The sequence below is a fragment of the Roseateles sp. GW821-FHT09H11 genome, from assembly GCF_059415845.1.
On sequence record NZ_JBWKOA010000005.1, the window covers coordinates 531981 to 557321 of the forward strand.

16 protein-coding genes are annotated in these 25341 nt (G+C 69.9%); 7 read left to right on the top strand and 9 right to left on the bottom strand.

The annotated features are described in order from the left end of the window. Positions 1–1173, top strand: a complete 1173-nt coding sequence (locus tag AC07PR_RS19315; protein ID WP_495136232.1) for a YbfB/YjiJ family MFS transporter — start codon at positions 1–3, stop codon at positions 1171–1173. Here AC07PR_RS19315 and cobA read toward each other — a convergent pair. From cobA to AC07PR_RS19340, 5 genes are read right to left on the bottom strand one after another with little or no spacing between them, the layout of a single operon-like run. Beyond that, positions 1141–2049, bottom strand: coding sequence for a uroporphyrinogen-III C-methyltransferase (cobA, locus tag AC07PR_RS19320; RefSeq protein ID WP_495136233.1), 909 nt, complete (start codon positions 2047–2049; stop codon positions 1141–1143). The two genes, AC07PR_RS19315 and cobA, sit on opposite strands and share 33 nt — an antisense overlap. Further along, on the bottom strand, positions 2046–4871 hold the full coding sequence (locus tag AC07PR_RS19325; RefSeq protein ID WP_495136234.1) for a nitrate reductase: 2826 nt from the start codon (positions 4869–4871) through the stop codon (positions 2046–2048). The genes cobA and AC07PR_RS19325 overlap by 4 nt, the downstream gene beginning before the upstream one ends. 13 nt (positions 4872–4884) lie before the next feature. After that, positions 4885–5265, bottom strand: coding sequence for a nitrite reductase small subunit NirD (gene nirD, locus AC07PR_RS19330; protein WP_495136235.1), 381 nt, complete (start codon positions 5263–5265; stop codon positions 4885–4887). A 10-nt stretch (positions 5266–5275) separates the two neighbouring features. Beyond that, positions 5276–7717 (bottom strand): nitrite reductase large subunit NirB, encoded by a 2442-nt coding sequence (nirB, locus tag AC07PR_RS19335; protein WP_483109309.1) that lies wholly within the window; start codon positions 7715–7717, stop codon positions 5276–5278. A 50-nt stretch (positions 7718–7767) separates the two neighbouring features. Further along, positions 7768–9087, bottom strand: a complete 1320-nt coding sequence (locus tag AC07PR_RS19340; RefSeq protein ID WP_495136236.1) for an MFS transporter — start codon at positions 9085–9087, stop codon at positions 7768–7770. 301 nt (positions 9088–9388) lie between these two features. Between AC07PR_RS19340 and AC07PR_RS19345 the strand changes: the two genes are divergently transcribed. Further along, a complete protein-coding gene (locus tag AC07PR_RS19345) occupies positions 9389–10759 on the top strand; it encodes a type IV pili methyl-accepting chemotaxis transducer N-terminal domain-containing protein (protein ID WP_495136237.1) in 1371 nt (456 codons plus the stop codon). 155 nt (positions 10760–10914) lie between these two features. On the opposite strand, the gene AC07PR_RS19350 is transcribed toward AC07PR_RS19345, so the two are convergent. The 4 genes from AC07PR_RS19350 to AC07PR_RS19365 form a co-directional block, all read right to left on the bottom strand. Continuing rightward, the gene (locus tag AC07PR_RS19350; protein WP_483107958.1) at positions 10915–11715 is read right to left on the bottom strand and encodes an ABC transporter ATP-binding protein; all 801 of its coding nucleotides are present in this window, start codon (positions 11713–11715) and stop codon (positions 10915–10917) included. A gap of 127 nt (positions 11716–11842) precedes the next feature. After that, complete coding sequence (ntrB, locus tag AC07PR_RS19355; RefSeq protein ID WP_377159807.1) at positions 11843–12760, bottom strand: nitrate ABC transporter permease; 918 nt, start codon at positions 12758–12760, stop codon at positions 11843–11845. Between the two features lie 44 nt (positions 12761–12804). Continuing rightward, entirely contained in the window at positions 12805–14028 is a 1224-nt protein-coding gene (locus AC07PR_RS19360) for a CmpA/NrtA family ABC transporter substrate-binding protein (protein WP_483107959.1), read from the bottom strand. Between the two features lie 277 nt (positions 14029–14305). Further along, positions 14306–14950 (bottom strand): ANTAR domain-containing response regulator, encoded by a 645-nt coding sequence (locus tag AC07PR_RS19365; protein ID WP_483107960.1) that lies wholly within the window; start codon positions 14948–14950, stop codon positions 14306–14308. Between the two features lie 172 nt (positions 14951–15122). Between AC07PR_RS19365 and AC07PR_RS19370 the strand changes: the two genes are divergently transcribed. The 5 genes from AC07PR_RS19370 to AC07PR_RS19390 all read left to right on the top strand — a co-directional run bounded on the left by AC07PR_RS19370 (position 15123) and on the right by AC07PR_RS19390 (position 25268). Then, positions 15123–19349, top strand: a complete 4227-nt coding sequence (locus tag AC07PR_RS19370; protein WP_495136238.1) for a PEP-CTERM sorting domain-containing protein — start codon at positions 15123–15125, stop codon at positions 19347–19349. Then, positions 19346–20332: a PEP-CTERM sorting domain-containing protein gene (locus tag AC07PR_RS19375; RefSeq protein ID WP_495136239.1), complete on the top strand. Its 987-nt coding sequence runs from the start codon at positions 19346–19348 to the stop codon at positions 20330–20332. The genes AC07PR_RS19370 and AC07PR_RS19375 overlap by 4 nt, the downstream gene beginning before the upstream one ends. 180 nt (positions 20333–20512) lie before the next feature. Next, positions 20513–23824 carry a fused isobutyryl-CoA mutase/GTPase IcmF gene (icmF, locus tag AC07PR_RS19380; protein ID WP_495136240.1) on the top strand — a complete coding sequence of 1104 codons (3312 nt, stop codon included), beginning with the start codon at positions 20513–20515 and terminating at the stop codon, positions 23822–23824. A gap of 71 nt (positions 23825–23895) precedes the next feature. Beyond that, positions 23896–25134: a hypothetical protein gene (locus tag AC07PR_RS19385; RefSeq protein ID WP_483107963.1), complete on the top strand. Its 1239-nt coding sequence runs from the start codon at positions 23896–23898 to the stop codon at positions 25132–25134. After that, on the top strand, positions 25131–25268 hold the full coding sequence (locus AC07PR_RS19390; RefSeq protein ID WP_483109356.1) for a hypothetical protein: 138 nt from the start codon (positions 25131–25133) through the stop codon (positions 25266–25268). The genes AC07PR_RS19385 and AC07PR_RS19390 overlap by 4 nt, the downstream gene beginning before the upstream one ends. Positions 25269–25341: the final 73 nt, after the last annotated feature.

Below are 25341 nucleotides of genomic sequence, written 5' to 3' on the forward strand. Positions count from 1 at the left end.
ATGCGCAGCGCCAGCCCCCTCCATCCCTGGCAAGTCTCCACCGGCGGCATCGCCGGTCTGATCCTGAGCATCGGCCTGGCGCGCTTCGCCTACACGCCGGTGCTGCCGTTGATGCAGCAGCAGGCCGCGCTCGGCGACGCGATGGGCGGCACGCTCGCCGCCGTCAACTACGCCGGCTACATGAGCGGCGCCGTCCTCGCCGCGCTCATCGACGATCCGCGCTGGCGCTCGCGGCTGTACTTCTGGGGCATGCTGCTCGGCCTCGTCGCCACCGCGCTGATGCCGCTCGCGCCCAACCTGGCGCTGTGGGCGGTCTCACGCTACCTCGGCGGCCTCAGCGGCGCCGCCGGCATGCTGCTCGGCTCCGGCCTCGTGCTGGGCTTCCTGATGCGCGCCGGCAGACGCCCGGAACTCGGCGTCCACTTCATGGGACTGGGCCTGGGCATCGTCGTCTCCGCGATCGGCGCGATGGCGATGGACCGGCTCGCGCTCGACTGGGCCGGTCACTGGTGGGGCTTCGTCGTCATCGGCGCGCCGCTGCTCGCGATCACCTGGTGGTGGCGTCCGCCCGTCCCGCCGCCCGCGACCGCGACACTCGCCGCCGGCGCGCCCAGCGCCCGTTGGATGCGGTGGATGATCGCCGGCTACTTCTGCGCCGGCTGGGGCTTCGTCATCAGCGCCACGTTCACCGTGACCATCGTCGAGCGCCAGCCGCTGCTTCACGGTCAGGGCCCTTGGGCGTGGCTGCTGGTCGGGCTCTCCGCCACGCCGGCCGTGTTCCTGTGGGACCGCGTGGCGCGCCGCTTCGGCGATCTCAACGCGCTGCTCGCCGCCTTCGCGCTGCAGATCGTCTCCGTCGTCCTGCCCATGCTGTCCGGCGGCCTCGCCGCCGCGCTCACCGGCGCGCTGCTCTACGGGGCGACCTTCATCGGGCTGGTGAGCCTCACGCTCGCGCTCGTGGGACGGCGCTCGCCCGGCAATCCCGGCAAGGCGATGGCGCGCCTCACCCTGAGCTACGGCGTCGCGCAGGTCACCGCGCCGGCGCTCGCGGGCGCGATGGCGCAGACCAGCGGCAGCTACAGCGCGTCGCTGTGGCTGACCGCGGCCGTGCTCACCGTCGGCATGCTGATCATGCTCAGACTACGCCGCCTGGAAGCGCGCGGCGACGCGTGAGTCATCGATGCCATCGGCCATTGCGGCCGTTGCGGCCGTCGCGGCCCTGACGGACACGGCGGCCACTTCATCCGGGGCGGACGTCGAGCCCTCGAGGCCCAGGTCCGTTCGCCATTGCGGCGACAGCGCCACCACGTCGCCGATGACCAGCAGCGCCGGACTCGGCAGACGTTCGCGCTCGATCGCGGCAGGCAGGTCGGCGAGCGTCGTGAAGCACTCGCGCTGACGCGGCGTGTGCGCGGCGCTGACGATCACCGCCGGCGTGCCGGCGGCCAGTCCGCCGTCCTGCAGGGACTGGGCGATGACCGCGGCGCGCGTCAGACCCATGTACACGACCAGCGTGAGCCGGCTGCGCGCCAGCGCCGCCCAGTCCGGTGCGACGCCATGCTCGCCGTTGTGCCCGGTCACGAAGGCCACGCCCGGCGTGCAGCGCCGGTCCGTGACCGGCACGCCGACCGACGCCGGCGCCGCCAGCCCGGCGGACAGGCCGTTGATCACCTCGACCTCGATCCCTGCCTCGCGCAACGCGTCGACTTCCTCGCCGCCGCGTCCGAACACGAACGGGTCGCCGCCCTTCAAGCGAACGACGCGCGCGCCGGCCCTGGCTTCGCGGATCATCAGTTCGTGGATGAAGCGCTGCTCCGTCGACACGCAGCCGCCGCGCTTGCCCACGCGCAACACGCGCGCGGAGGCCGGCAGACACGCCAGCACGCGCTGGTCGACGAGATCGTCCGTCAGCACGACCTCCGCCTGCTGCAGCCGCTTGAGCGCCTTGACCGTGAGCAACTCCGGATCGCCCGGTCCGGCGCCGACGAGGGACACACAGGGCGTGCGAACGGCATGACCGAGAGGTGGGCTGGCGTCGAGCGGGCTCATGTCGGTTCCTTCACTTCATTCGAGACGGGTGGCAGCCTCGGTGCCTTGGTGTGCACGAGGCGGCGCAGCGCCGGCAGACAGGAGCCGCACTGCGTGCCGCAGCGCAACTCGCCCTGCAGCGCGGCGAGACGGGTTTCGGGCGAGCCCTCCGGCAGTCGCCGGAGGCAGGCGCCGATGGCGTCTTCCCGCACGTTGAAACAGTTGCAGACCTGCGGGCTGACGGGCACGGCGGGCGACTCCGCATCGGGCGCCAGCAGGCGGCGCCCGAACGGCGCCACCGGCACACGCTCGCGCCAGAGCGTGTCGAGCCAGGCCGCTTCGCCGCCCTCGCCGACGCGCATCAGCGATTGCAGCCTCGCCTCGGTCCCTTCGCCGTCGAGCCGCAACGATCGACTGCGCCCACGGCGCCCATCGGCGTAGCGCAACACACCGACGCCGTTCAGTTGCAGCACCGCCGCCAGCGCCTGCACCACCGGTGCCGGTGGCGGCTCCGCGAAGGCGAGTTCCAGGCTCCATCCCTCCATCGCATCCAGTCCCTCCTGCGCGTCCTGCGCGGGGCCTGGCAGGCAGCAGGCGTAATCCGCCTCCGCCATCAACGCGCGAAGCTGGCTGCGCAGCGCCGCGCCCTCGCCCGGGCCGACCCACGCAGCGCCGAAGACGCGCCACGGCAGTTGGACGGCCTCGACGGCCACGGCGGTGAACTTGAGCTCCGGCTGCCGCGCATCGGGACAGTACGCCGGCTGTGTCAGCGCATTGATGCCCGACAAGCCGCGCCCGCCGAGGAACTCGCTGCCCCAGTGCATGGGCAGCCACGCCTGTTGTGCGCCGACGCCCTCGTCCGCGCGAAGCGGCACGATCAGTTCGCCGCGCCGCGACCGCACGCGGACCAGGGAAGCGGCCGTCAAGCCGCGCCGGTCGATGTCCTGCGGGTGCATCGCCACCGCCGGCCCCGGCTCGCCAGCGAAGAGCCTGGCGACCGTGCCGCTCCGACTCATGCCGTGCCACTGGTCACGCAGACGTCCGGTGCTCAGCGCCATCGGGAACCTGGCGTCCTGCACCTCCGCGGTCGGCGCGAAGGGCTTCGTGATGAAGCGCGCCCGGCCGTCCGGGTGAGCGAACTCGCCGTCCTCGTAGAGCCTGGCCTTCGCCGCGTTCGCGCCCGCGGGCCAGGGCCACTGGCGGGGTGCCTCTTCCAGCATCGGGTAGCTCAAGCCGCCGATGTCCAGGTCCCGTCCGAGCGTCGCCTCGCGATGCTCCAGCCAGAGCTGCTCCTCCCGGTCCCAGGCGAAAAGCGAGGCCTGCCCCGGTCGCAATGCAGTCTCCATGCGGCGAGCGACGTCCCGCACGATGCGCCAGTCGGCGCGCGACTCGCCGGCCGCCGGAAGCGCCGCACGCACGCGGCTGATGCGGCGCTCGCTGTTGGTGACCGTGCCTTCCTTCTCCGCCCAGGTCGCCGCCGGCAGCACCACGTCGGCGAACGCCGCCGTCGCCGTGCCCGCGAAAGCTTCCTGGAGGATCACCAGCTCACAGCGTTCCAGCGCCGCGCGCACCAGCGCCTGGTCGGGCATCGACTGCGCCGGGTTCGTGCACGCGATCCACAACGCCTTGAGCTCGCCACGCGCCGCCGCCTGGAACAGCTCGACCGCCGTCTTGCCCGGCCGCTCCGGCAAGGCGTCAACGCCCCACAGCGCCGCCACCTCCGCACGATGCGCGGCGTTGCCCGGGTCGCGATGACCCGGCAGCAGCGTCGCCATGCCGCCGCTTTCGCGACCGCCCATCGCATTCGGCTGGCCCGTGAGCGAGAAGGGCCCCGCGCCCGCGCGGCCGATCTGGCCGGTCGCGAGATGCAGGTTGATCAGCGCCGTGTTCTTCGCCGCGCCGCTGCTGCTCTGGTTCAGGCCCATGCAGTACAGCGACAGCGTCGACGGCGACCGCGCGAACCACTGCGCCGCCTGCAGGATGTCCGTTTCCTTCAGTCCGGTCAGCCGCGCCGACTCGGCCGGCGTGGTCGTGCGCACCAGCGCCTTCAACGCGTCGAAGCCGCTCGTGTGCCGCTCGATGAACGCGGCGTCGATCCAGCCCTCCCAGATCGCCGCGTGCAGCATCCCGTGGAACAGCGCGATGTCGCTGCCGGGCTTCAGCGCCAGGTGCAGGTCGGCGAACTCGGCGGTCTCGGTGCGGCGCGGGTCGACGACGATGATCTTCATCGCCGGGCGCGCGGTGCGCGCCGCCTCGATGCGGCGGAACAGGATCGGATGCGCCCATGCCGTGTTGGCGCCGGCGATGAACAGGCAGTCCGTCTGCTCCAGGTCGTCGTAGCAGGTGGGCAGCGCATCCGCGCCCAACGACTGCTTGTAGCCCACGACCGCCGAGCTCATGCACAGCCGCGAGTTGCTGTCGATGTTGTTGGTGCCGATCAGCGCGCGCGCCAGCTTGTTGAACGCGTGGTAGTCCTCGGTCAGCAACTGACCCGAGATGTAGAAGCCGATCGCGTCCGGGCCGTGCTCCGTCCGGATCGCCAGCAATCGATCGGCGAGACGCTGCGTTGTGGTGTCCCAGGCCACCGGCTGGAGCGGCGCGTCGCGCGTCGCCCGCCATGCCGGCTGCAGCAAGCGCTGCTGCGCGCGCACCATCGGCGTCGCGGTCAGGTGCAAGGTCGAGCCCTTGGTGCAGAGGCGGCCGAAGTTGGCCGGATGCGCCGGATCGCCGCGCACGCCGACGATCCGGGCGTCCGCGCCGTCCCCCGTCGCGTCGATCAGCACGCCGCAGCCCACGCCGCAGTACGGGCAGGTCGAGCGCGTGGTGCGGACGTCCGGGCTCATCGCCATCGGCCTCTCAGCAGGCCACCCGAGTGCAGGGGCCGGCCTTCACCGGCGGCAGATCGATGCCGACCGTGTCCAGTTCATCGCGGTCCAGCAGCACGAAGCCGTCCTCGACCTTCACCTGGAAAACCGGCGTGCGGCCTTCATCCGGCTCGCGGGCGCAGCCGTTCTCCAGCGCGATGGTCCAGTTGTGCAGCGGACACGCGACCGCGTTGCCGAAGACGATGCCCTGGCTGAGCGGCCCCGCCTTGTGGGGGCAGCGATCGAGCAAGGCATGGACGCGGTCGTCGGCGGTGCGGAACAGCGCGACCTGCGGGCCCTTTTCGCGGGCGACGCGTCGCGAGCCCAGCACGGGAATATCGGCCACGGTGCAGACGGAGATCCAGTTCGTCATGGGATGTTCCTCACGCTTGAACGGTGGCGACCGGCTCGAACTGGCGCACGTCGACCTGGGCCTTCGCGAACTCGAACCACGGATCCGGCTCGCCGTCGAGCGCGAACTGCAGCTCGGCCCACAGCGCCTTGCGCCCCTCGGCGTCGTCGAGGATGCGGCGCTTCACATGGTCCAGGCCCACGCGGCTCACGTAGTGCACGGTGCGTTCGAGGTACCAGCCCTCCTTGCGGTAGAGCTGCATGAAGGCGCCGGTGTATTCCATGACCTCTTCCGAGGTCTTGAGCTTGACGAGGAAGTGCGCCACCTCGGTCTTGATGCCGCCGTTGCCCGCGACGTACATCTCCCAGCCGGAGTCCACGCCGATGATGCCGACGTCCTTGATGCCGGCCTCGGCGCAGTTGCGCGGGCAACCGCTGACGGCGAACTTGACCTTGTGCGGCGCATACATCCGCCACATCGCGCGCTCCAGGTCCTTGCCCATCTGCGTGCTGTCCTGCGTGCCCATGCGGCACCACTCGGAGCCGACGCAGGTCTTCACCGTGCGCAGCGCCTTGGCGTAGGCATGGCCGCTGGGCATGCCGATGTCGCGCCAGACGTCGACCAGGTCCTCCTTGCGCACGCCCAGCAGGTCGATGCGCTGGCCGCCGGTCACCTTCACCGTCGGGATCTTGTACTTGTCGACGGCGTCGGCGATCCGGCGCAGCTCGTCGGCGGTCGTCTCCCCGCCCCACATCCGCGGGATCACCGAGTAGGTCCCGTCCTTCTGGATATTCGCGTGACTGCGCTCGTTGATGAAGCGCGACTGCGGATCGTCCACGGCCTCCTTGGGCCACGACGAGAGCAGGTAGTAGTTGAGCGCCGGCCGGCAGGTCGCACAGCCGTTGGGCGTCTTCCAGTTCAGGCGCGCGTAGACGTCGCCGAGCTTGATCAGGTGCTCGTCGAAGATGGCGTCGCGCACCTCCTGGTGGCTCAGGTCGGTGCAGCCGCAGATCGCCTTCTTCTTCGGCGCCGACGAGTAGTCGCCGCCGGCCGTGAACATCAGCAGCTGCTCGACCAGCCCCGTGCAGGAGCCGCAGCTCGCGCTGGCCTTGGTGTGCTTGCGCACCTCCTCCAGCGTGAACAGGCCCTTCTCCTTGATCGCCTTGCAGACGGCGCCCTTGGTGACGCCGTTGCAGCCGCAGACCTCGTCGCTGTCGGCCATCGCGGCCGCCTTGTTGTGCCCCTGGTGGCCGACGTCGCCGATGTTGCTCTCGCCGAACATCAGCTTGTCCCGGATGTCGCCGATCTTGCGGCCCTCGCGCAGCAGCTTGAAGTACCAGCTGCCGTCGACGGTGTCGCCATAGAGGCAGGCGCCGACCAGCTGGTCCTCCTTGATGACGAGCTTCTTGTAGACGCCGGCGAAGGGATCGCTCATCACGATCTCCTCGGTGCCCTCGCCGCCCATGAAGTCGCCGGCCGAGAACAGGTCGATGCCGGTGACCTTCAGCTTGGTGCTGGTCTGGCTGCCGAGATAGCGGCCGATGCCGAACTGCGCCAGGTGGTTCGCGCAGACCTTGCCCTGCTCGAACAGCGGCGCCACGAGACCGTAGGCGATGCCGCGGTGCGCGGCGCATTCCCCGACGGCGTACACGCGGGGATCGGTGACCGTCTGCAGCGTGTCGGTGACGACGATGCCACGTTGGCAGTGCAGGCCGGCGCGCTCGGCCAGCGCGGTGTTGGGACGGATGCCGGCGGCCATCACGACGAGGTCGGCGGGGATCTCCTCGCCGTCCTTGAAACGCACGGCCATCACGCGGCCGTCCTTGTCGCCGATCAGCGCCTCCGTCTGCGCGCCCATCCGGAAGCGCAGGCCGCGTTCCTGCAGCGACTTGCGCAGCAGGTCGCCGGCCTGGTCGTCAAGCTGGCGTTCCATCAGCCAGCCGGCGATGTGGATCACCGTGACCTGCATGCCGCGCAGCATCAGGCCGTTCGCCGCCTCCAGGCCCAGCAGCCCGCCGCCGATGATCACGGCGTGGCGGTACTTCGCGGCCGCCTCGATCATCGTGTTGGTGTCGGTGATGTCGCGGTAGCCGATCACGCCCGCGAGCTCCTTGCCGGGCACCGGCAGGATGAACGGGTTGGAACCGGTGGCGATCAGCAGACGGTCGTATTCGGCCTCGGTGCCATCGTCGGCGACCACCTTGCGGCGGACCCGGTCGATGGTCGTCACCGTCTTGCCCAGGTGCAGCGTGATGCCGTTGTCCTCGTACCAGGACAGCGGATTCAGGATGATCTCGTCGAGCGTCTGCTCGCCGGCCAGCACCGGGCTGAGCAGGATGCGGTTGTAGTTGGGATGGGACTCCGCCCCGAAGACGGTGATGTCGTACAGGTCGGGGGAGATCTTCAGCAGCTCTTCCAGCGTGCGCACGCCGGCCATGCCGTTGCCGATCATCACGAGCTTCATCTTCTTCATGGCAGGGGCTCCGGCTGGGGTGTTCAGAGGCGCGAGTTCGGTGGTGGCGTTCATGCGGAGCGCTCCATGCGGAAGGTGGCGGTCGGGAGAGCCGGGCCCTCACCCCTGCCCTCTCCCGCAAGCGGGAGAGGGAGTGAGAGAGGCGTCTCGGTGGACGCAGAGGGATGCGCGCGGCCGCCGGCGCCGACCCAGGTGCGGGTCCAGCGGGCCTGCATCACGCGCAGCAGGCCGAGCATCGCGAGCGCGAAGACGGCGAAGGCCGCAAAGCCCCAGGCGTAGGTGCCGGCCCATTGCCTGGACAGGCCCATGAGGTTGGGGACCGCGCCGCCGCCGAGGGCGCCGATCTCGCCGATCATCGAACCGGCCACCGCGGTGGCCGCGGGCCAGCGCAGCGGCACCAGCTGGAACAGCGCGCCGTTGCCCGCGCCCAGCGCGCCGAAGCAGACCACCAGCAGCACCGTCGTCAGCACCAGCGAGCCGTTGGCCGGCCCGATGAGCAGCAGCGAGACCGTCACCATCGCCAACACCACCGTCAGCGCATTGACGCCGCCCCAGCGGTCCGAGAGCGCGCCGCCGAAGACACGGACCGCCGCGCCCATGAACGCCGCCAGCATCGTCAACTGACCGGCGGCGATCTTGGAGACGCCGAACTGGTCGTGGTAGTAGGTGGGCAGGAAGGTGGTGAGGCCGATGAAGCCGCCGAAGGTCACCGCGTACAGCAGGCTGAAGGCCCAGCCGTCCTTCTCGAACAGGCAGGCGACGTGCTCGCGCAGACCGGCGTGGGCGTCGACGTCCGGCGGCTCCTTCGCGAAGACCACCATCACGACCATCGGCACCGCGATCGCGGCGGCGGCGATCGCGTAGACGCTCTGCCAGCCCAGCCACTGCGCCAGCGGCGGGGCCACCAGCACCGACACCGCGGTGCCGACGTTGCCCGCGCCGACCAGGCCCATCGCCAGGCCCTTGTACTTCGGCGGGTACCAGCCCGACCCCAGCGACATCGCCACGCCGAAGCTCGCGCCGGCGATGCCCAGCAGCACGCCCATCGCGAGCAGATCGCCGTAGCTCTCGACCATGAAGTAGCCGTAGCTCATGGCGACGGCGATCAGCGCCATCTCCACCAGCGTCGCGTTCTTGCGACCGATGTACTGCGACAGCACGCCCAGCGGGAAGCGCATCAGGGCGCCGGCCATGATGGGGATCGACAGCATCAGCCCCTTCTGCGCGGCGGTGAGCTGGTAGGCCTCGCTGATGAAGGGCGCGAGCGCGCCGTTGAGCACCCAGATGCAGCAGGAGCAGGCGAAGTACAGGAACGCCGCGCCGAGGGTCGGGGCGTGGCCGGAGCGCAGGAAGGTGCGGAACGCTGCCATGGCGGAATTGCTGTGGGGGGCTGGAAACGAAAAAAGGCCGCGTCGAGCGCGGGGCTCGGCGAGGCCTTCTGACGGATGAGGCATCGGATCGCGGGCGATCCGGCGCGAAGACCGCGGGACCGGAGCCCCGCGCGGGTGCGGCGCGTCGTTGCGCCACGCCGGAGACTTCGCAAGTCGCATGCCAGCGCGCGCGGCGGTCGGTATTTCTTCAACGCCGGACCGGTACAGGCTTATGCTGCGGCGCTCCGCCGGACCGTCCGTCGATGGCCGGAGACCGTCGCCGCCCTCCTCTGTCAGCCCCATGTCCGAGCCCCTCGCCCGACCCGATGCCGATCCCGCCGACGACGACGCGACGCTGCCCCGCCGCGTCCTGCTGCTCGGCGCCGCCGCGCTGGCGGGCGACCCCGCCGCGCACTGGATTGCGGCAGCCGTGCACCAGTCGGAACGCGACAGCTTGGTGCGCGCCGCACAGGAACGGGACGCGGAGGCGTTCGTGCTCGACCTCGGCGCGTCTCCTGCGAGCGTGTCGCCTGCGAGCGCGTCGGATCGGTCGACCGCGGCGCGGTCGATGGTGCCGGACTGGTCGGACTGGTTCGACGCCCTGGAGGCCGCCCAGCTGAACCTGCCGGGTGTGTGCGTGGCGCCCGGCGCCGATCGGATGCCCGTCGAGTTCCAGCAGCGCGCGATGTCGGTCGGCGTGCAGGTGCTCCTCGAATCGATGCCGGAACCCGCCGCGCTGCGTCGCCAGCTGCGCTGGGCGGTCGGGGCATGCGCCCGCTTCGCGGCGCTGCGGGCGCAGCTGGACGACCGCAAGTGGACCGATCGCGCCAAGGGCCTGCTGATGTCGGCCCGCGACCTCGATGAAGACGCCGCCTTCCGGCTGCTGCGCGATGCGGCGATGCACGCGCACCTGCGGCTGGGCGAGGTGGCGCGGTCGGTCGTGCAGTCGGCCCAGTTGGCGGAGGCGGTGAACCTCGCCGGCCAGCAGCGCATGCTCAGCCAGCGGCTGGTGAAGCTGATGGCCCAGCGCGCCGCCGGCATCGAGGGCAAGCGCGCCAAGGCGCTGCAGGACGAGTCCTGCGCGCGCGTCACCGCCAATCTGGCCCGACTGCCCGCGTTGGTGGCGGGCCTGCCGCCGTCGACGGGCACACCGGCCCACCTCGTCGACCCCGTGATCAACGCCTGGCACCGGCTGGAGCCCCTGCTCGCCGGCAAGCCCGGCACCGAGGCGCTGGCGGCCGCCGATGTCGCCGCGCAAGACCTGCTGACGCAGTCCGACGCGCTGGCCACGGCACTCGCGGCCTCGGGCGGCGGCAAGCCGCTGCACGTCGTCAATGTCTGTGGACGGCAGCGCATGCTGAGCCAGCAACTGGCGAAGGAGGCCCTGCTCGCGGACCTGCTGCCGGGTCGCGACACGGCGGTGCTGATCGACAGCCTGGATCGCTTCGCCGCGGGTCTCGCGGAACTGGAATCTTCGCCGCTATCGAGCGACGCGATCCGCGCACTGCTGGCCGAGGTCGGCGCCGAATGGCTGCGGCTGATGCGCAGCGTGCGCCACGCCCACGGCCGCGAAGCGGCCGAAGGGCTGGCGCGCAGCAGCGAGGTGCTGCTCGATCGGCTGGAACTGCTCACGGTGCATTACCAACAGAGTCTGCAGATCATCCTGGGTTGAGGGCTTCAGGACTGCCACGGCCGCTGGCCCTCACCCCTACCCTCTCCCGCAAGCGGGAGAGGGAGAAAGAGAGCCAGCGCCGCGAATGGAGCCCGTCGGACACCCTCTCCCGCTTGCGGGAGAGGGCGGGGGTGAGGGCCAGCTGACTCACGCAGTCAAGCGGCCCGCGACTCCACGTGCCGATGCCGCGTGTAGAGGAAGTCGATCACCGCCTTGCGCGCATGGACGTAGGTCGGGTCCTCGGCGAGCGCGACGCGGTCGCGCGGCCGCGGCAGCGTGACGGGCAGGATCTCACCGATCGTGGCCGCCGGGCCGTTGGTCATCATGACGATGCGGTCGGACAGCAGCACCGCCTCGTCCACGTCGTGCGTGACCATGACCACCGTGCTGTGCGTCGCGGCGACGATCTTCAGCAGCTCGTCCTGCAGGTGCGCGCGCGTCAGCGCGTCCAGCGCGCCGAAGGGCTCGTCCATCAGCAGCACCTTGGGCTCCATCGCCAGCGCCCGCGCGATGCCCACGCGCTGCTTCATGCCGCCGGAGATCTCGTGCGGCCGCTTGAACATCGCGTGACTCATGCCGACGAGGTGCAGCGCCTCCTCGGTGCGCGCCATCAGGCGCGGTCGCAGTTCGCGGCTGCCGAAGACCGACTCCACCGCCAGCAGCACGTTATCGAAGCAGGTCAGCCACGGCAGCAGCGAGTGGTTCTGGAACACGACCGCGCGCTCGGGGCCGGGGCCGGCGATCTCGCGACCGTCGCAGAGCAGGCCGCCGTCGGTGGGCTGCAGCAGGCCGGCGATCAGGTTCAGCAGCGTCGACTTGCCGCAGCCCGAATGGCCGATCAGCGTCACGAACTCACCCTTGGCGATGTCGAGGTCGATCTCGCGCAGCGCATGGAAGCGGCCCTTGCGGCTGGAGAAGACCATCTCGGCCTGCTGCACACGAATGAACGGACTCATCGAAGTCTCCTCGGATCAAGAGGCCCGGGACCGGGCCGACATATCAAGCGGAGCCCGTGGAACTGGCTCCGCCAGGCCACCGGGCTCGCCCCCTTGAGGGGGCCGGCGAAGCCGGTAGGGGGTGGGCCTAGTCATCGAAAGAGAAGCGCTTGGCGAGGGTCATCAGGAACCACTCCAGCAACAAGCCCACGATCCCGATCACGAAGATCGCGATGAGGATGTGCTGCACGTTGAGGTTGTTCCACTCGTCCCAGACCCAGAAGCCGATGCCGACGCCGCCGGTCAGCATCTCGGCCGCGACGATCACCAGCCACGCGGTGCCGACGGACAGCCGCACGCCGGTCAGCATGTAGGGCAGCACGGCGGGGAAGAGGATGCGCGTCACCAGCTTCCATTCGGACAGGCGCAACACGCGGGCGACGTTCAGGTAGTCCTGCGGCACGCGCTGCACGCCCACCGCGGTGTTGACGACCATCGGCCAGATCGAGCAGATGAAGATGGTCCAGATCGCCGCCGGGTTGGCGCTCTTGAACACGAGCAGGCCGATCGGCAGCCACGCCAGCGGCGACACCGGCTTGAGCAGGCTGATCAGCGGCGACAGCATGCGGCTCGCGAATTCGAAGCGGCCGATGATGAAGCCCAGCGGGATGCCGACCGCCGCCGCAAGACCGAAGCCCAGCGCCACCCGCTGCAGCGAGTTCAGGATGTTCCAGCCGATGCCCTGGTCGTTCGGCCCGTTGCGATAGAACGGATCGGCGAACAGCTTGACCGCGGCGTCCCACGTCGCACCCGGCGTCGGGAACTCGCCGCCCTTCATCGTCGCGACGTACCAGACCAGCCAGAGCAGGCCAAGCCCGCACACCGGCGGCAGCACGCGCATCCAGACCGCGCGCCAGTCGATGCCGGCGCGCGGCGGCCGCGCGGGGACCGGCTTGGCGACCGGCTCGTTGGCCGCGTCGCGCGCCAGCGGCAGGGGCGTCGCGACGGAGACGGTGACCGGCTCACCGTTCGCATCGCCGGGGGAATGAAAAACGGCACTGACCATGGCGGACTCCTGCATCGATCAGAAGGGAGAGGTGAGGAAGCCCGTCATGCGCGGACCTTGAAGGCGTCCGCGTACTTGGCGGGATCCTTGGCGTCCCAGACGACGCCGTCGAACAGCTTCGCCGAGCGCATCGTCTCCTTCGGCACCGACACGCCGAGCGCCGATGCCGCCTGCTTGTAGAGCTCGACCTGGTTCACCTGGCGCGCGACGCCCAGGTAGTCCGGATGCTCCTTGATCAGTCCCCAGCGCTTGTGCTGCGTCAGGAACCACATGCCGTCGGACAACCAGGGGAAGTTGACCTGGCCGTCGTTGAAGAACTTCATGTAGTTGGGGTCGTCCCAGGTCTTGCCCAGGCCGTTCTGGTACCGGCCCAGGATGCGCTGGTTGATCGCGTCGACGCTGGTGTTGACGTAGGCCTTGTCGGCGATGGTCTCGGCCATCTTCTGCTTGTTGGACAGGCTGGCGTCGATCCAGCGGCCGGCCTCGAGCACCGCCATGATCACGGCACGCGCGGTGTTGGGGTACTTCTTGACGAAGTCGCCGGTGGTGCCGAGCACCTTCTCCGGATGGTCCTTCCAGATGTCCTGCGTGGTGGCGGCGGTGATGCCGATGCCGTCGATGATGGCGCGGTGGTTCCAGGGCTCGCCGACGCAGAAGCCGTCCATGTTGCCCACGCGCATGTTGGCCACCATCTGCGGCGGCGGCACGGTGATGACCTTGGCCTCCTTCATCGGGTTCACGCCCGCGGCGGCCAGCCAGTAGTAGAGCCACATCGCGTGCGTGCCGGTCGGGAAGGTCTGCGCGAAGGTGTAGTCGCGCTTGTCCTTCTTCATGACCTTGGCCAGCGAGGCCGCGTCCACCGCGCCGGCCTCGGCCAGCTTCTTCGACAGCGTGATCGCCTGGCCGTTGTTGTTCAGGGTCATCAGGACGGCCATGTCCTTCTTCGGACCGGCCACGCCCAGCTGCACGCCATAGATCAGGCCGTAGAGCACGTGCGCCATGTCGAGCTCGCCGTTGACGAGCTTGTCGCGCACGCCGGCCCAGGAAGCTTCCTTGGTCGGGATGATCTTGATGCCGTACTTCTTGTCGAAGCCCAGCGCGGCGGCCATCACCACCGACGCGCAGTCGGTCAGCGGGATGAAGCCGATGCGGACCTCCTCCTTCTCCGGCTTGTCGGAGCCGGCGGCGAACGCGCCGCCGCCCGGCAGCGCGGACAGCCCGCCCAGCGCCGCGCCGGTGGCGAGCAGCTTGCGACGCTCAGCGCTCATCAGACCCTCCTGGGAACCGTGTTGCATTCAAGACCTCCGGGGGAAAAACAAAAAAGGCGTCGCGACCGTCCCGCTTCGTCGAAGCGGAACCGATCGGACGCCTTTGCCCAAATCTTTCGATGTGACCCTCACGCCGTTGCGAGGGCACGAGCAGGGCATTGCAGGAAGCGTGCCACGAGGTCGATACGACGCGGCCCCGGAGGAAGCAGGCGGACAGGCACGCCGAAGTCCGTCGCGATGCACTGTCTCGCGGCACGGATGCGCCGTTGCGGTGCGTTCAGCCTCGCAACAGATCGTGCGCGTCGATCACGCGCCGGGCGACCTGCGCGAGCGCTTCGCCGCGGTCCATCGCGAGCTTGCGCAGGCGCTGGTAGGCCTGGTCCTCGTCCAGGCCCTGTTCGCGCATCAGGATGCCCTTGGCCTTGTCGACGAGCTTGCGCGAAGCCAGTTGCGCCTGCGTCCTGCTGAGTTCCTCGCGCAGCGCGAGGTCCTGCTCGAAGCGCGCGATCGCCACGTGCAGCACGGGCGCGAGCCGCTGCGTCTGCAACCCTGCCACGACATACGCGCTGACGCCGGCCTGGATCGCGCGGCGCATCGGGGCGCGGTCCTCGTCCTCCGCGAAGATCACGACGGGGCGCGGCATCTTCGTCGACAGCGTGGCGAGGTTCTCGAGCGTGTCGCGCGTCGGCGATTCGGCGTCGACGATGACGACGTCCGGTTGCAGGCGCAGCACGCAGTCGTGGATCAGCGTGGCCTGCTCGATGACGCCGACGACCTCGCAGCCCTGGCGCACCAGTTCATCGCGCAGCAGGTCGACGCGATGGGCGCCGTCGTCGATGAGCAGCACGCGCAAGCCGGCATGCGCGGCATGCGCGGGCGGCGGGCTGGCATCGGGGGCGGGCGGCGGCTTCACGCCGATCACGGCGCAAGTTCCATGCCGAGTCCGGCCGCTTCCACGCCGGGATGCCGGGCAAGGCACGCTCCTGAACCATCGCAACCGGCGTGCCCAGGGTCCTGCCAAGAAGGGGCCGCGCAAACCGGCGCTTCGCCGTACTGTCGCGGCGAGCGGCGGTCACGCCGCCAGGGAGATGACCATGCGCCTTTCAACGCATTTGATCCCACACGGGATTCCGCACCACCTCCCGCGTCGCGTGGGTCGCCAGGCCCTGCTGATCGCACTGCTGTCGCTGGGCGGCGGCGCGGTCTGCGCCGCCGAATTCACCGCCGGGGCCGGAGCGTCCAGCCAGACCGCGACGAAGAACGTGCAGCAGGGCGGCGGCGATCCCCGATCGGGCAGCTCGCCGGTGTGGGCCGGCACCGACCTCATCCTGTACGACGCCGTGCCCGGGGTCCTTCAGAACACCAATGCCATCTCCTACGCGAGCGCGAGCTACGGTCACCTGGTCTTCGTCTCCCGCTCGTCGACGAACCAGACTTCCGTGTCGGGCGATCAGCCCGGGCTGCACGCCGAATCCAACGCCAGCGCGTCGATGGCCGACAGCTTCGTCGTTGCCTGCCCCACCTGCGTCGCCGGCACGCGCGGCACGATGAACTTCCGGGTCGTGCTGGAGGGCGACGTGGGTCTGAACAATTCGTCCACCAGCCTCGGCGGTCAACCGATCCCAGGCGCGGCCCGGACCACGCAGTACTACTGGAGCAGCAACCTGTCGATGCGCGCCGAGGGCGTCGCCATGGACTTCCCCGGCCCCGGCACGCTGGCGCTGTTCGCCTACGACTACCGGGCGATGGTCAACGACGACATCGTGGCCGGCGGCTCGCGCGAAGGCATGGGCATCTACGACTACCAGCTCGAATTCGAGTTCGGCAGCCCCATCCACATGAACTGGCTGGCCAGCGCATCGTCCTCGGCCGACCTGCGGGCGGGCGACGGCAATGCCATCGGCGCGCTGAGCGCGATGGGCTACGCCGCCTTCTCCAACAGCTTCTACTGGGACGGGATCTCCGCCGTCACCGATGCCAACGGCAATCTGGTGAACGGGTTCACCGCGAAGAACGGCGTCGGCGTCGACTACGCGCAGTCCTTCGCCAACGCAGCGCTGGTGCCGGAGCCCGGCACCTGGGCGTTGATGGCGGCCGGGCTCTTGATGCTCGGAGCGGTTACCCGGGCTCGACGAGGTCGACATGACGGCACACCGGCCCGGAACGCGGCAAAGCGCACGATCTCCGCAGGACGCAGGGGCGCGCACCTGCGCGCCCTGTCGGGCGTACTTCTGGGCGTCCTCGGCGTGGCGGGCCTTGCCCCGGCGCAGTCCTTCGACGTGACCTACCGCCACCAGCTGGAAGCGTTCGGCACGACGTCACGCGACGTCCGAGGCGGCGGCGCGACCGTCTCCGGCGAGGTTGTCAGATTCGAGGATGCGATCGGCGTCAGCAGCGCCAATCTGTCCTCGGACGCCCGTACCGAAGGCTGGGGCGTGGCGCGCAACGGTCACCTCCAGGCCTATGCCAAAGGTTCGACGTCGCTCGCATCGCAGGCCAGCGATCAAGGCACCTCCGTGCTGGGGACCGTCACGAGCTCGCTGACCGACACCTTCGTCATCCAATGTGGCACCTGCGCGGCGGGCACCCTGGGATCGATGACCTTCCGCGTCTTCGCCGATGTCGCCATGGCGCGCACGGGCGGACTGGGTCAGCCGGTGGCCGAGGGCGGCATCTACATGGCGGACACGAGCTGGGGGACCAGACTGTCCCTCAGTGCCGCCGGCGTTCCCGATCCGCCGCCCGATCCCGGTAGCGGCTGGGTCGGCCAGAACCCCGGGCAGCTCTGGCGCGATTTCTACCAACTCGAGAAGCTGCACAACGACGTCTACGACGTGGAGTCGCGTGTGCAGGAGTCGTTCAATGCAGAGTCGAAGCAGATCCAGTTCGTCTTCGGCGAGCCGATCCGGCTCGAGATGAGCCTGAGCGCGGTGGTGTTCGGCGGCACCTACTCGCCGCCGGAAGGCACGCCCTTCAGCGCACACGGCGAGATGGCAACCGATGCGACACGCAGCATGTACTGGGACGGCATTGCCACCGTGCTCGACGCGCAGGGCAACGTGGTCAACGAGTTCACCGCGCTGAACGCCGCAGGCCTCGACTACGCGCGCTCGTTCGCCACCGCGGCGGTCGTGCCGGAGCCCGGGACGTGGGCGTTGATGGCGGTCGGGCTGGTGATGCTGGCGCTGATCGCCGGGCGTCGGCGCTCGCGGCACGTCGATGCGGCCTCATCGTCGAGGTCAAGGTCAACGCCCCGGTTCGCCGCGCTGGTCGCGGCCTGCGGGGGCCTGCTGGGTCCGGGCGTCGGCCACCTTGCCCAGGCGCAGTCCCCGACGTCCTTCGAGGTGAACTACGACTACCAACTGGTCGCACCCGGCGCGCCCAGCCGGATGGACCAGCGCAGCGCCTTCACGTCTGCCGGCGAAGTGCGCCGCTTCAGCGATGCGATCGGCTTCAGCGACGCGTCGCTGTTCTCGGATGCACGCATCGAAGGCTGGGGCGCGGCGCGTTACGGTCACCTGCAGGCTTTCGCCAAGGGCTCGACGGCGCTCACGGCCCAGGCGCCGGACCAGAGCACCTACGTGCTGGGCAGCATCACCGCGACGCTGACCGACAGCTTCGTCATCCAGTGCGGCGGCTGCGCGGCGGGGACCGTGGGCTCGATGAACTTCCGCGTCTTCTTCGACGCCGCCACCGCGCGCGAAGGCGGACTCGGCCAGCCGGTCTCGCAGACCGGCGGCTACCTCGCCGACACCAACTGGTGGACCGGGTTCGGGATCAACGCGCAAGGCGTGCCGAATCCATCGCCCCCCGACGTGCCCGGGCCGCCGAACCCCGGCCAGCTGGGCTTCCAGTTCTACCGTCTGGAAACGCTGCACAACGACGTCCCCGGCATCGAGGAAAGTCCGCGCGTGTCGGCCGGCTTGCAGGAGCTGTCGATCCAGTTCGTCTTCGGCGAGCCGATCCGGCTCGACATGAGCCTGAGCGCGGTCGTGCTCGGCGGCGTCTACACCGGCGAGAACACGACGCCGTTCAGCGGGCACGGCGCGATGGAGACCGACGCGACGCGCAGCATGTACTGGGATGGCATCACCAGCGTGGTCGACGCGCAGGGCAACGCGGTCAACGGCTTCACCGCGCTGAACGCCACGGGCGTCGACTACGCACGCTCGTTCGCCAACGCGGCAGCCGTGCCGGAGCCGGGCACCTGGGCGCTGATGGCAGCAGGCCTGGCGCTGCTGGGCTGGCGCTTGCGTCGCCATGCGCGATCGGCGCTGACGACGGCGTTGTCCGTTGGCGCCATCGCCATTCCCATCGCAGGGGCGCCGATGCTGGCGCAAGCTCAGGCACCGGAGTTCCTCACCAGCCAGACGCTCACGACCTCGCTCGCGGGGCAGCAACTGACGCAGACGCGCGAAGGCAGCCTGCGCAACGTGCGCGTCGACGGCGCGCTGTCGCAGATGGCGCAGACCGCCGACCTCGCGGGCAGCGTGCAGCTCTCGACCTGGGGACGCGCCGGCTACGGCTACGCCCAGGCCTTCGCGCAGGGCGCGAGCCAGCTGTCGACGACCTTGCCGGAACAGGCCGCGGAGGCCTGGGGCTCGTCGTCGGCCATCAGCCGCGACAGCTTCGTGATCGACTGCGACGGCTGCGTGGCCGGCACGCTCGGCTACTTCTCGGCGCGGGTCTACGTCGACGGCATCACGCACCTGGCCGGCGGTGTGGACAGCCCCGACGCGCTCCATGCCGGTTATGTCGACCGCGGCGCCGGGGTCAGCGTCGAAGCCGAAGGCGTGCCCTGGGACACGCCACCACCTGACTGGCCCCACGGCGAGCCCTTCCCGCCGAACAACCCCGGCCGCGTGTTCGAGGGCGGGCAGCGGATGGACATCCTCTACAACGACTACACCGAGACCTTTGGCGATGCGTCGTTCGGCCCGGGCTATCGCCACATGACGGTGTTCTTCATCTTCGGCCAGCCCATCCACCTCGAGCTGCACAGCAGCGCCGGCGTGATGGCCGTCGTGTCGGAACAGGGCCAGCCTTCGGTCGACGGTTGGGCGATGTCGACCGCGGACCTCTCCCGCTCCACGTTCTGGGACGGCTTCGATGGCGTGGTCGACTCGAACGGCGTGCCGTTGCGCGAATTCACCGCGCTGAACGCCGCGGGCATCGACTACCGGTATTCTTTCGCCGCAGCCGCGGCCGCCGCCGTGCCAGAACCCGGCACCTGGGCGCTGATGGCCCTCGGCCTGCTGGCGATGGGCGCGTGGGGACGGACCGCGCGCGGGCGCGGCCGTGCGCCGGAGCTCTGCGCGTGAAGCCCGCCACCGCATGGCGCCAAGGCGCGCTGGCCGCGCTGCTGATCGGCACCGCCGCCGGCGCGCAGGGCGCCAACTTCTGGACCTGGGGCAACGGCATCAGCCGCACGAGTTCCGAGCAGGACGAGCGGCGGCTGGAGGAGCGCTTCGCCGAATCACCGCTCTTCGCGCAAGTCGTGACCGCCGCCGACGGCGAGGCGCCGGGCCACAGCAGCGTCGCGCAGGCCCAGGCGCGCGGCGAGTTCACCTATGGCAACGCGCGCCTGAAGGCGCAGGCCAGCGCTTTCCTCGACAGCCGCGACGGCTCCGGGGTCGCCGTGGGCTCCGCGGTGGTGGGAGGCGGATGGAGCGACCGCTTCGCGATCACCTGCCCCGCCTGCGTGTCCGGGACGACCGGCACGATGAGCTTCCGCATCGTCGTCGACGGCGTGCGCTGGCCCGACGGCTACGCCGCCGTCCTGGAGGGGCCGGGCGGGGTCTATGGCGGGGAGACCTCCTGGCAGACGGCGCTCACGCTGAATGCGGCCACCACGTCGCCGTTCCGCGTCGACAGCTACGAGGTCAACTACTTCTACAACGGCGAGCGCAGCCGCTATGCCTCCGGCGAGGGTGTCGGCACCTTCACGTACACCGTGCCCGTCACCTTCGGCGAAGCAGTGGACATCCAGTGGCGCAGCTCGCTCTATGCGACGGCCGTGGTCGGCCTGACCGACACCGACTCGCGCATCACCGCCTGGGGCGCCGGGCTGACCGACTTCTCCCACAGCTTCAGCTGGGACGGGATCGTCGGCGTCACCGATGCGCAGGGCCGCCCGATGGCGGACGTGACCGCCTTCAACGACGTCGGCATCAACTACGCCGCCTCGCTGGCTGCGGCGACGGTCCCCGAACCGGGCACCTGGGCGCTGATGGTCGCCGGGCTGGCGCTGCTCGCGCTGGGACGCTCGCGTCGCCGCCATCGCTCGGATCAACCGGCACCCTAGGGATTCCCCGCCCTTCGCGGGTGAACAACCCCGGACATCTCACGTTTACGTAAACGTCAACCGGAATCTAGAATCGGCGCGCAACATCGATCCCCAAAAGGGGTCGACCCACGACAGGCGCCGCGGCGGGACCATCCTCTCCACCGCAGGCGACCGCGCCCCCAGCCGGAGACACACGTCATGACCGAGATGTCCGCCGAGTACAAGGCCCTGGCCGAGTACCGCCCCACCCAGAAGGTCCGCTTCGTGACCGCCGCCAGCCTGTTCGACGGGCACGACGCGGCGATCAACATCATGCGGCGCATCCTGCAGAGCATGGGCGCGGAGGTCATCCACCTGGGCCACAACCGCTCGGTGGACGAGGTCGTCACCGCCGCGTTGCAGGAAGACGCGCAGGGCATCGCAGTCAGCTCCTACCAGGGCGGCCACGTCGAATACTTCAAGTACATGGTGGAGCTGCTGCGCCAGCGCGGCGGCGAGAAGATCCAGGTCTTCGGCGGCGGCGGCGGCGTGATCGTGCCGGCCGAGATCCGCGACCTGGCCGACCAGGGCGTGCGCATCTTCAGCCCAGAGGACGGCCAGCGCATGGGCCTGATGGGCATGATCGGCGAGATGGTCATGCGCTGCGACCAGGACCTCAGCGCCGCCGCGCCCAAGGCCGTGGCCGCGCTGCAAGGCCATTCGGAAAGCGCCTGGCGCGCGCTCGCGCAGGCGATCACGGCGCTGGAGAACGGTCGCGCCGATGCGAGCTTCACGCAGGCGCTGCGCGATGCCGCCAAGGGCTTGCGCACGCCCGTGCTGGGCATCACCGGCACCGGCGGCGCGGGCAAGTCCTCGCTGACCGACGAACTGATCCGCCGCCTGCGCCTGGACCAGGACGACGCGCTGCGCATCGCCGTGATCTCCATCGATCCGTCGCGCCGCAAGAGCGGCGGCGCGCTGCTGGGGGACCGCATCCGCATGAACGCGATCGCGCCCTGGGCCGCGGGTCAACGCGTCTACATGCGCTCGCTCGCGACGCGCGACTTCGGCTCCGAGATCTCGCAGGCGCTGCCCGACGTGATCGCCGCGGCCAAGGTCGCGGGCTTCGACCTTGTCATCGTCGAGACCTCCGGCATCGGCCAGGGCGACGCGGCCATCGTGCCGCACGTCGACGTGCCGATGTACGTGATGACGCCGGAGTTCGGCGCGGCCAGCCAGCTCGAGAAGATCGACATGCTGGACTTCGCCGAGTTCGTCGCGATCAACAAGTTCGACCGCAAGGGCGCGGCCGACGCGTGGCGCGACGTCGCCAAGCAGGTGCAGCGCAACAAGGAGGCCTGGGGGAAGAAGGCGGAGGAACTGCCGGTCTTCGGCACCATGGCCAGCCGCTTCAACGACGACGGCGTCACCGCGCTCTACCAGGCGCTGAAGCCGCGTCTGGCCGAACTCGGCCTGCCTTTGCGAGACGGCGACGGCCGCCTGCCGATCGCCGCCACGCGCTTCAGCACGCACCAGACACCGATCGTGCCGCCGGCGCGTTCGCGTTACCTCGCCGAGATCGGCGACACGGTGCGCTCATACAAGAAGCGGGCCCGCGCGCAAGCGCGCCTGGCCCGCGAGATCCAGCAGCTGGCCGCCAGCGCCGCGATGCTCGGCAGCGCCGGAGCCGGCGGCGATATCCAGGCTCATGCCGCGTCGCTGTCCACGCTTGAAGCACTCGCCACCTCGCGTCAGGCGAAGCTCGACGCCGACGCGCGCCAGTTGCTCGCGCAGTGGCCCGACATGCAGCAGGCCTACGCCGGCGACGAGTACGTCGTGAAGATCCGCGACAAGGAGATCCGCACGGCGCTGGTGTCGACCTCGTTGTCGGGCACGCGCATCCGCAAGGTCGTGCTGCCACCGTACGAGGACCAGGGCGAACTGCTGAAGTGGCTGATGCTGGAGAACGTGCCGGGCAGCTTCCCGTACACGGCCGGCGTGTTCGCGTTCAAGCGCGAGGGCGAGGACCCCACCCGCATGTTCGCCGGCGAGGGCGACGCCTTCCGCACCAACCGGCGCTTCAAGCTGGTGTCGGAGGGCCTGCCGGCCAAGCGGCTGTCGACGGCCTTCGACTCGGTCACGCTCTACGGCGCCGATCCCGCGCCGCGGCCCGACATCTACGGCAAGGTCGGCAACTCCGGCGTCAGCATCGCGACGCTGGACGACATGAAGGTCCTGTACGACGGCTTCGACCTCTGCCACCCGACGACCTCGGTGTCGATGACGATCAACGGCCCGGCGCCCTCGATCCTGGCGATGTTCATGAACACCGCGATCGACCAGCAGCTCGTGAAGTTCAAGACCGACAACGGCCGCGACCCGACCGCCGACGAGGCCGCCAAGATCCGCGCCTGGGTGCTGGCCAACGTGCGCGGCACGGTGCAGGCGGACATCCTCAAGGAGGACCAGGGCCAGAACACCTGCATCTTCTCGACCGAGTTCTCGCTGAAGGTGATGGGCGACATCGCGCAGTATTTCGTCAACCACGACGTGCGCAACTTCTACTCGGTGTCGATCAGCGGTTATCACATCGCCGAGGCGGGCGCGAACCCGATCTCGCAGCTGGCGTTCACGCTGTCCAACGGCTTCACCTTCGTCGAGGCCTATCTCGCGCGCGGGATGCACATCGACGACTTCGCGCCCAACCTGAGCTTCTTCTTCAGCAACGGCATGGACCCCGAGTACACCGTGCTGGGCCGCGTCGCGCGCCGCATCTGGGCGGTGGCGATGCGCGACAAGTACGGCGCCAACGAGCGCAGCCAGAAGCTGAAGTACCACATCCAGACCTCGGGCCGCTCGCTGCATGCGCAGGAGATCGCCTTCAACGACATCCGCACCACGCTGCAGGCGCTGATCGCGATCTACGACAACTGCAACTCGCTGCACACCAACGCCTATGACGAGGCGATCACCACGCCGACCGAGGAATCGGTGCGCCGCGCGATGGCGATCCAGCTGGTCATCAACCGCGAGTGGGGCCTGGCGAAGAACGAGAACCCCAGCCAGGGCGCGTTCATCATCGACGAGCTCACCGAGCTGGTCGAGGAGGCGGTGCTGACCGAGTTCGAGCGCATCGCCGAGCGCGGCGGCGTGCTGGGCGCGATGGAGACGGGCTACCAGCGCGGCAAGATCCAGGAAGAGTCGATGCACTACGAGATGCTCAAGCACACCGGCGAGTACCCGATCATCGGCGTGAACACCTTCCGCAACCCGCACGGCGACCCGGTGCCGGACCACATCGAGCTGGCGCGCTCGACCGAGGAGGAGAAGCAGGGTCAGCTGGCGCGCCTGGGCGATTTCCACGCGCGCCATGCGGCCGAGGCGCCGGCGATGCTCAAGCGGCTGCAGCAGGCGGTGATCGCCAACGGCAACGTCTTCGACGTGCTGATGGACGCGGTGCGGGTGTGCTCGCTGGGACAGGTCACCGCGGCACTGTTTGAAGTGGGTGGGCAGTACCGGCGCAGCATGTGAGCGATCCGCGGGCGCGCGCCGCGCGTCCGCCGGCCCGGCACTAGGAGAGACCTTCGTCGAGGTCTCCCACCATGCTGCCACCATCCGCTCTCCCCTCCGCGCTCGTCCAGGCGTTCTCCACGTTGTCGCGCCGCGGCGGCGACAGGACGATCCTCCATCCGGTACTGCAGCGCCTGACCGGCGCCGGCACGTCCGTCGCCGATCTGCGCGACCTGCGTCCGACCACGCTCGACGAGTTGCCGGACGGCTTCCTCCGGCTGCTGGGAAAACACGCGTTTCCGCACCCCGCCGACCATCCGCCGGTGGTGGCGCTGCCGGACGGTTGCACGGCCTCCACGGTCAACCGCTTCCTGCGGGAGCTGTCCGGCACGGAATGCGTCAGCGCGCCGCATGTCGACGCGCAGCGGACCCTCGTGGACCTGCCGACCGACACGGCGCTGCGCCTGTTCGAGACCACGGACCCGCTCCCCTACCTGCTCAACCCGTCCGGTGTTCCGGTGCTGTTCCGCCTGACCGAACGGGCCCCGAGCTGCGTGCCTCTGGCGCGGGAAGACAGCGACGTCGCCCCGACACGCCTGATGGCGGTCGCCGCCCTGCGCGACGCCCTGTGCAGCGATGACTGCCGGCTGGAACTGCCGCCGGCAAAGGCGTTCGGGGACTTGTCGCGCCGGCTCGCCGACCTGTTTGCCTCCTGGTTCGGCCGCTCCGGCGTCGACGACAACCGCAAGGATGGCGCTCACCCGAGGATCCAGCCGAACGCCGAGGAGCAGCTCACGATCGGCCGTGCGCTGCGCATGGTGCCGCGCGAACTGCTTCCCGCGCCGGGCTCGATCGCCATCGAGGACCTGCTGCTCCGGATGCTTCCCCTGCGCCTGGCGCCTCCGCCTTACCTCAAGCAAGGGCTGGACGAGCAGGACCTGTTGCGGATCGCCCACCTCCTCGACGATCAATGGCACATCGCCAGTCCGCCCCGCGGCGCGTTCCGACCGATCCGGCCGCCGCGCGACCTCGTCACGCTGGCCAAGCTCCAGCGGTGGGCGTGGCCGGACGACTTCTACACGCGGGCGAAGTGCATCGACGAGGCGTGCAAGGCGCGCCACGCCGCCGCGACCAGCCTGCGCAAGGCCTGGGAGGGGGGCCAGGGCTTCGGCGAGGCCATGTTGAACTTTGCCGAATGGCAGGTGCGTCTGCCCGAGGGCGATGTGCTGCGCCGCATGGGCCTGCTGCAGATGGAAGCGCTGACGGCGCGGCCGCGATCCCGGCGCGTCACCTTCGCGGACCCGCTCTCGCAGGCGGACGATCCGTCGTGACACCGGGCTCGCAGCTCGACCAGGTGACGCAGCAGAACGCCGCGCTGGTCGAGGAAAGCAGCGCGGCCGCGGACAGCCTGCAGCAGCAGGCCAAGGAGCTCGCGGCGCTGGTGCGGGTGTTCCGGCTCGCGTGAGCGCGCGCCCCCGGGGCCGGGGGGCCGGGTTCTCCCGCGTGTTGCCGCCCCGCAGCGGCACTCCCATAATCGA

What these genes read in the sequence shown, in the direction of transcription:
- cobA (WP_495136233.1), bottom strand. Translation starts at nt 2,049, where the DNA reads ATGAGCCCGCTCGACGCCAGCCCACCTCTCGGTCATGCCGTTCGCACG.
- nirB (WP_483109309.1), bottom strand. Translation starts at nt 7,717, where the DNA reads ATGAAGAAGATGAAGCTCGTGATGATCGGCAACGGCATGGCCGGCGTG.
- AC07PR_RS19325 (WP_495136234.1), bottom strand. Translation starts at nt 4,871, where the DNA reads ATGAGCCCGGACGTCCGCACCACGCGCTCGACCTGCCCGTACTGCGGC.
- AC07PR_RS19340 (WP_495136236.1), bottom strand. Translation starts at nt 9,087, where the DNA reads ATGGCAGCGTTCCGCACCTTCCTGCGCTCCGGCCACGCCCCGACCCTC.
- icmF (WP_495136240.1), top strand. Translation starts at nt 20,513, where the DNA reads ATGACCGAGATGTCCGCCGAGTACAAGGCCCTGGCCGAGTACCGCCCC.
- AC07PR_RS19315 (WP_495136232.1), top strand. Translation starts at nt 1, where the DNA reads ATGCGCAGCGCCAGCCCCCTCCATCCCTGGCAAGTCTCCACCGGCGGC.
- AC07PR_RS19385 (WP_483107963.1), top strand. Translation starts at nt 23,896, where the DNA reads ATGCTGCCACCATCCGCTCTCCCCTCCGCGCTCGTCCAGGCGTTCTCC.
- AC07PR_RS19360 (WP_483107959.1), bottom strand. Translation starts at nt 14,028, where the DNA reads ATGAGCGCTGAGCGTCGCAAGCTGCTCGCCACCGGCGCGGCGCTGGGC.
- ntrB (WP_377159807.1), bottom strand. Translation starts at nt 12,760, where the DNA reads ATGGTCAGTGCCGTTTTTCATTCCCCCGGCGATGCGAACGGTGAGCCG.
- AC07PR_RS19350 (WP_483107958.1), bottom strand. Translation starts at nt 11,715, where the DNA reads ATGAGTCCGTTCATTCGTGTGCAGCAGGCCGAGATGGTCTTCTCCAGC.
- nirD (WP_495136235.1), bottom strand. Translation starts at nt 5,265, where the DNA reads ATGACGAACTGGATCTCCGTCTGCACCGTGGCCGATATTCCCGTGCTG.
- AC07PR_RS19370 (WP_495136238.1), top strand. Translation starts at nt 15,123, where the DNA reads ATGCGCCTTTCAACGCATTTGATCCCACACGGGATTCCGCACCACCTC.
- AC07PR_RS19345 (WP_495136237.1), top strand. Translation starts at nt 9,389, where the DNA reads ATGTCCGAGCCCCTCGCCCGACCCGATGCCGATCCCGCCGACGACGAC.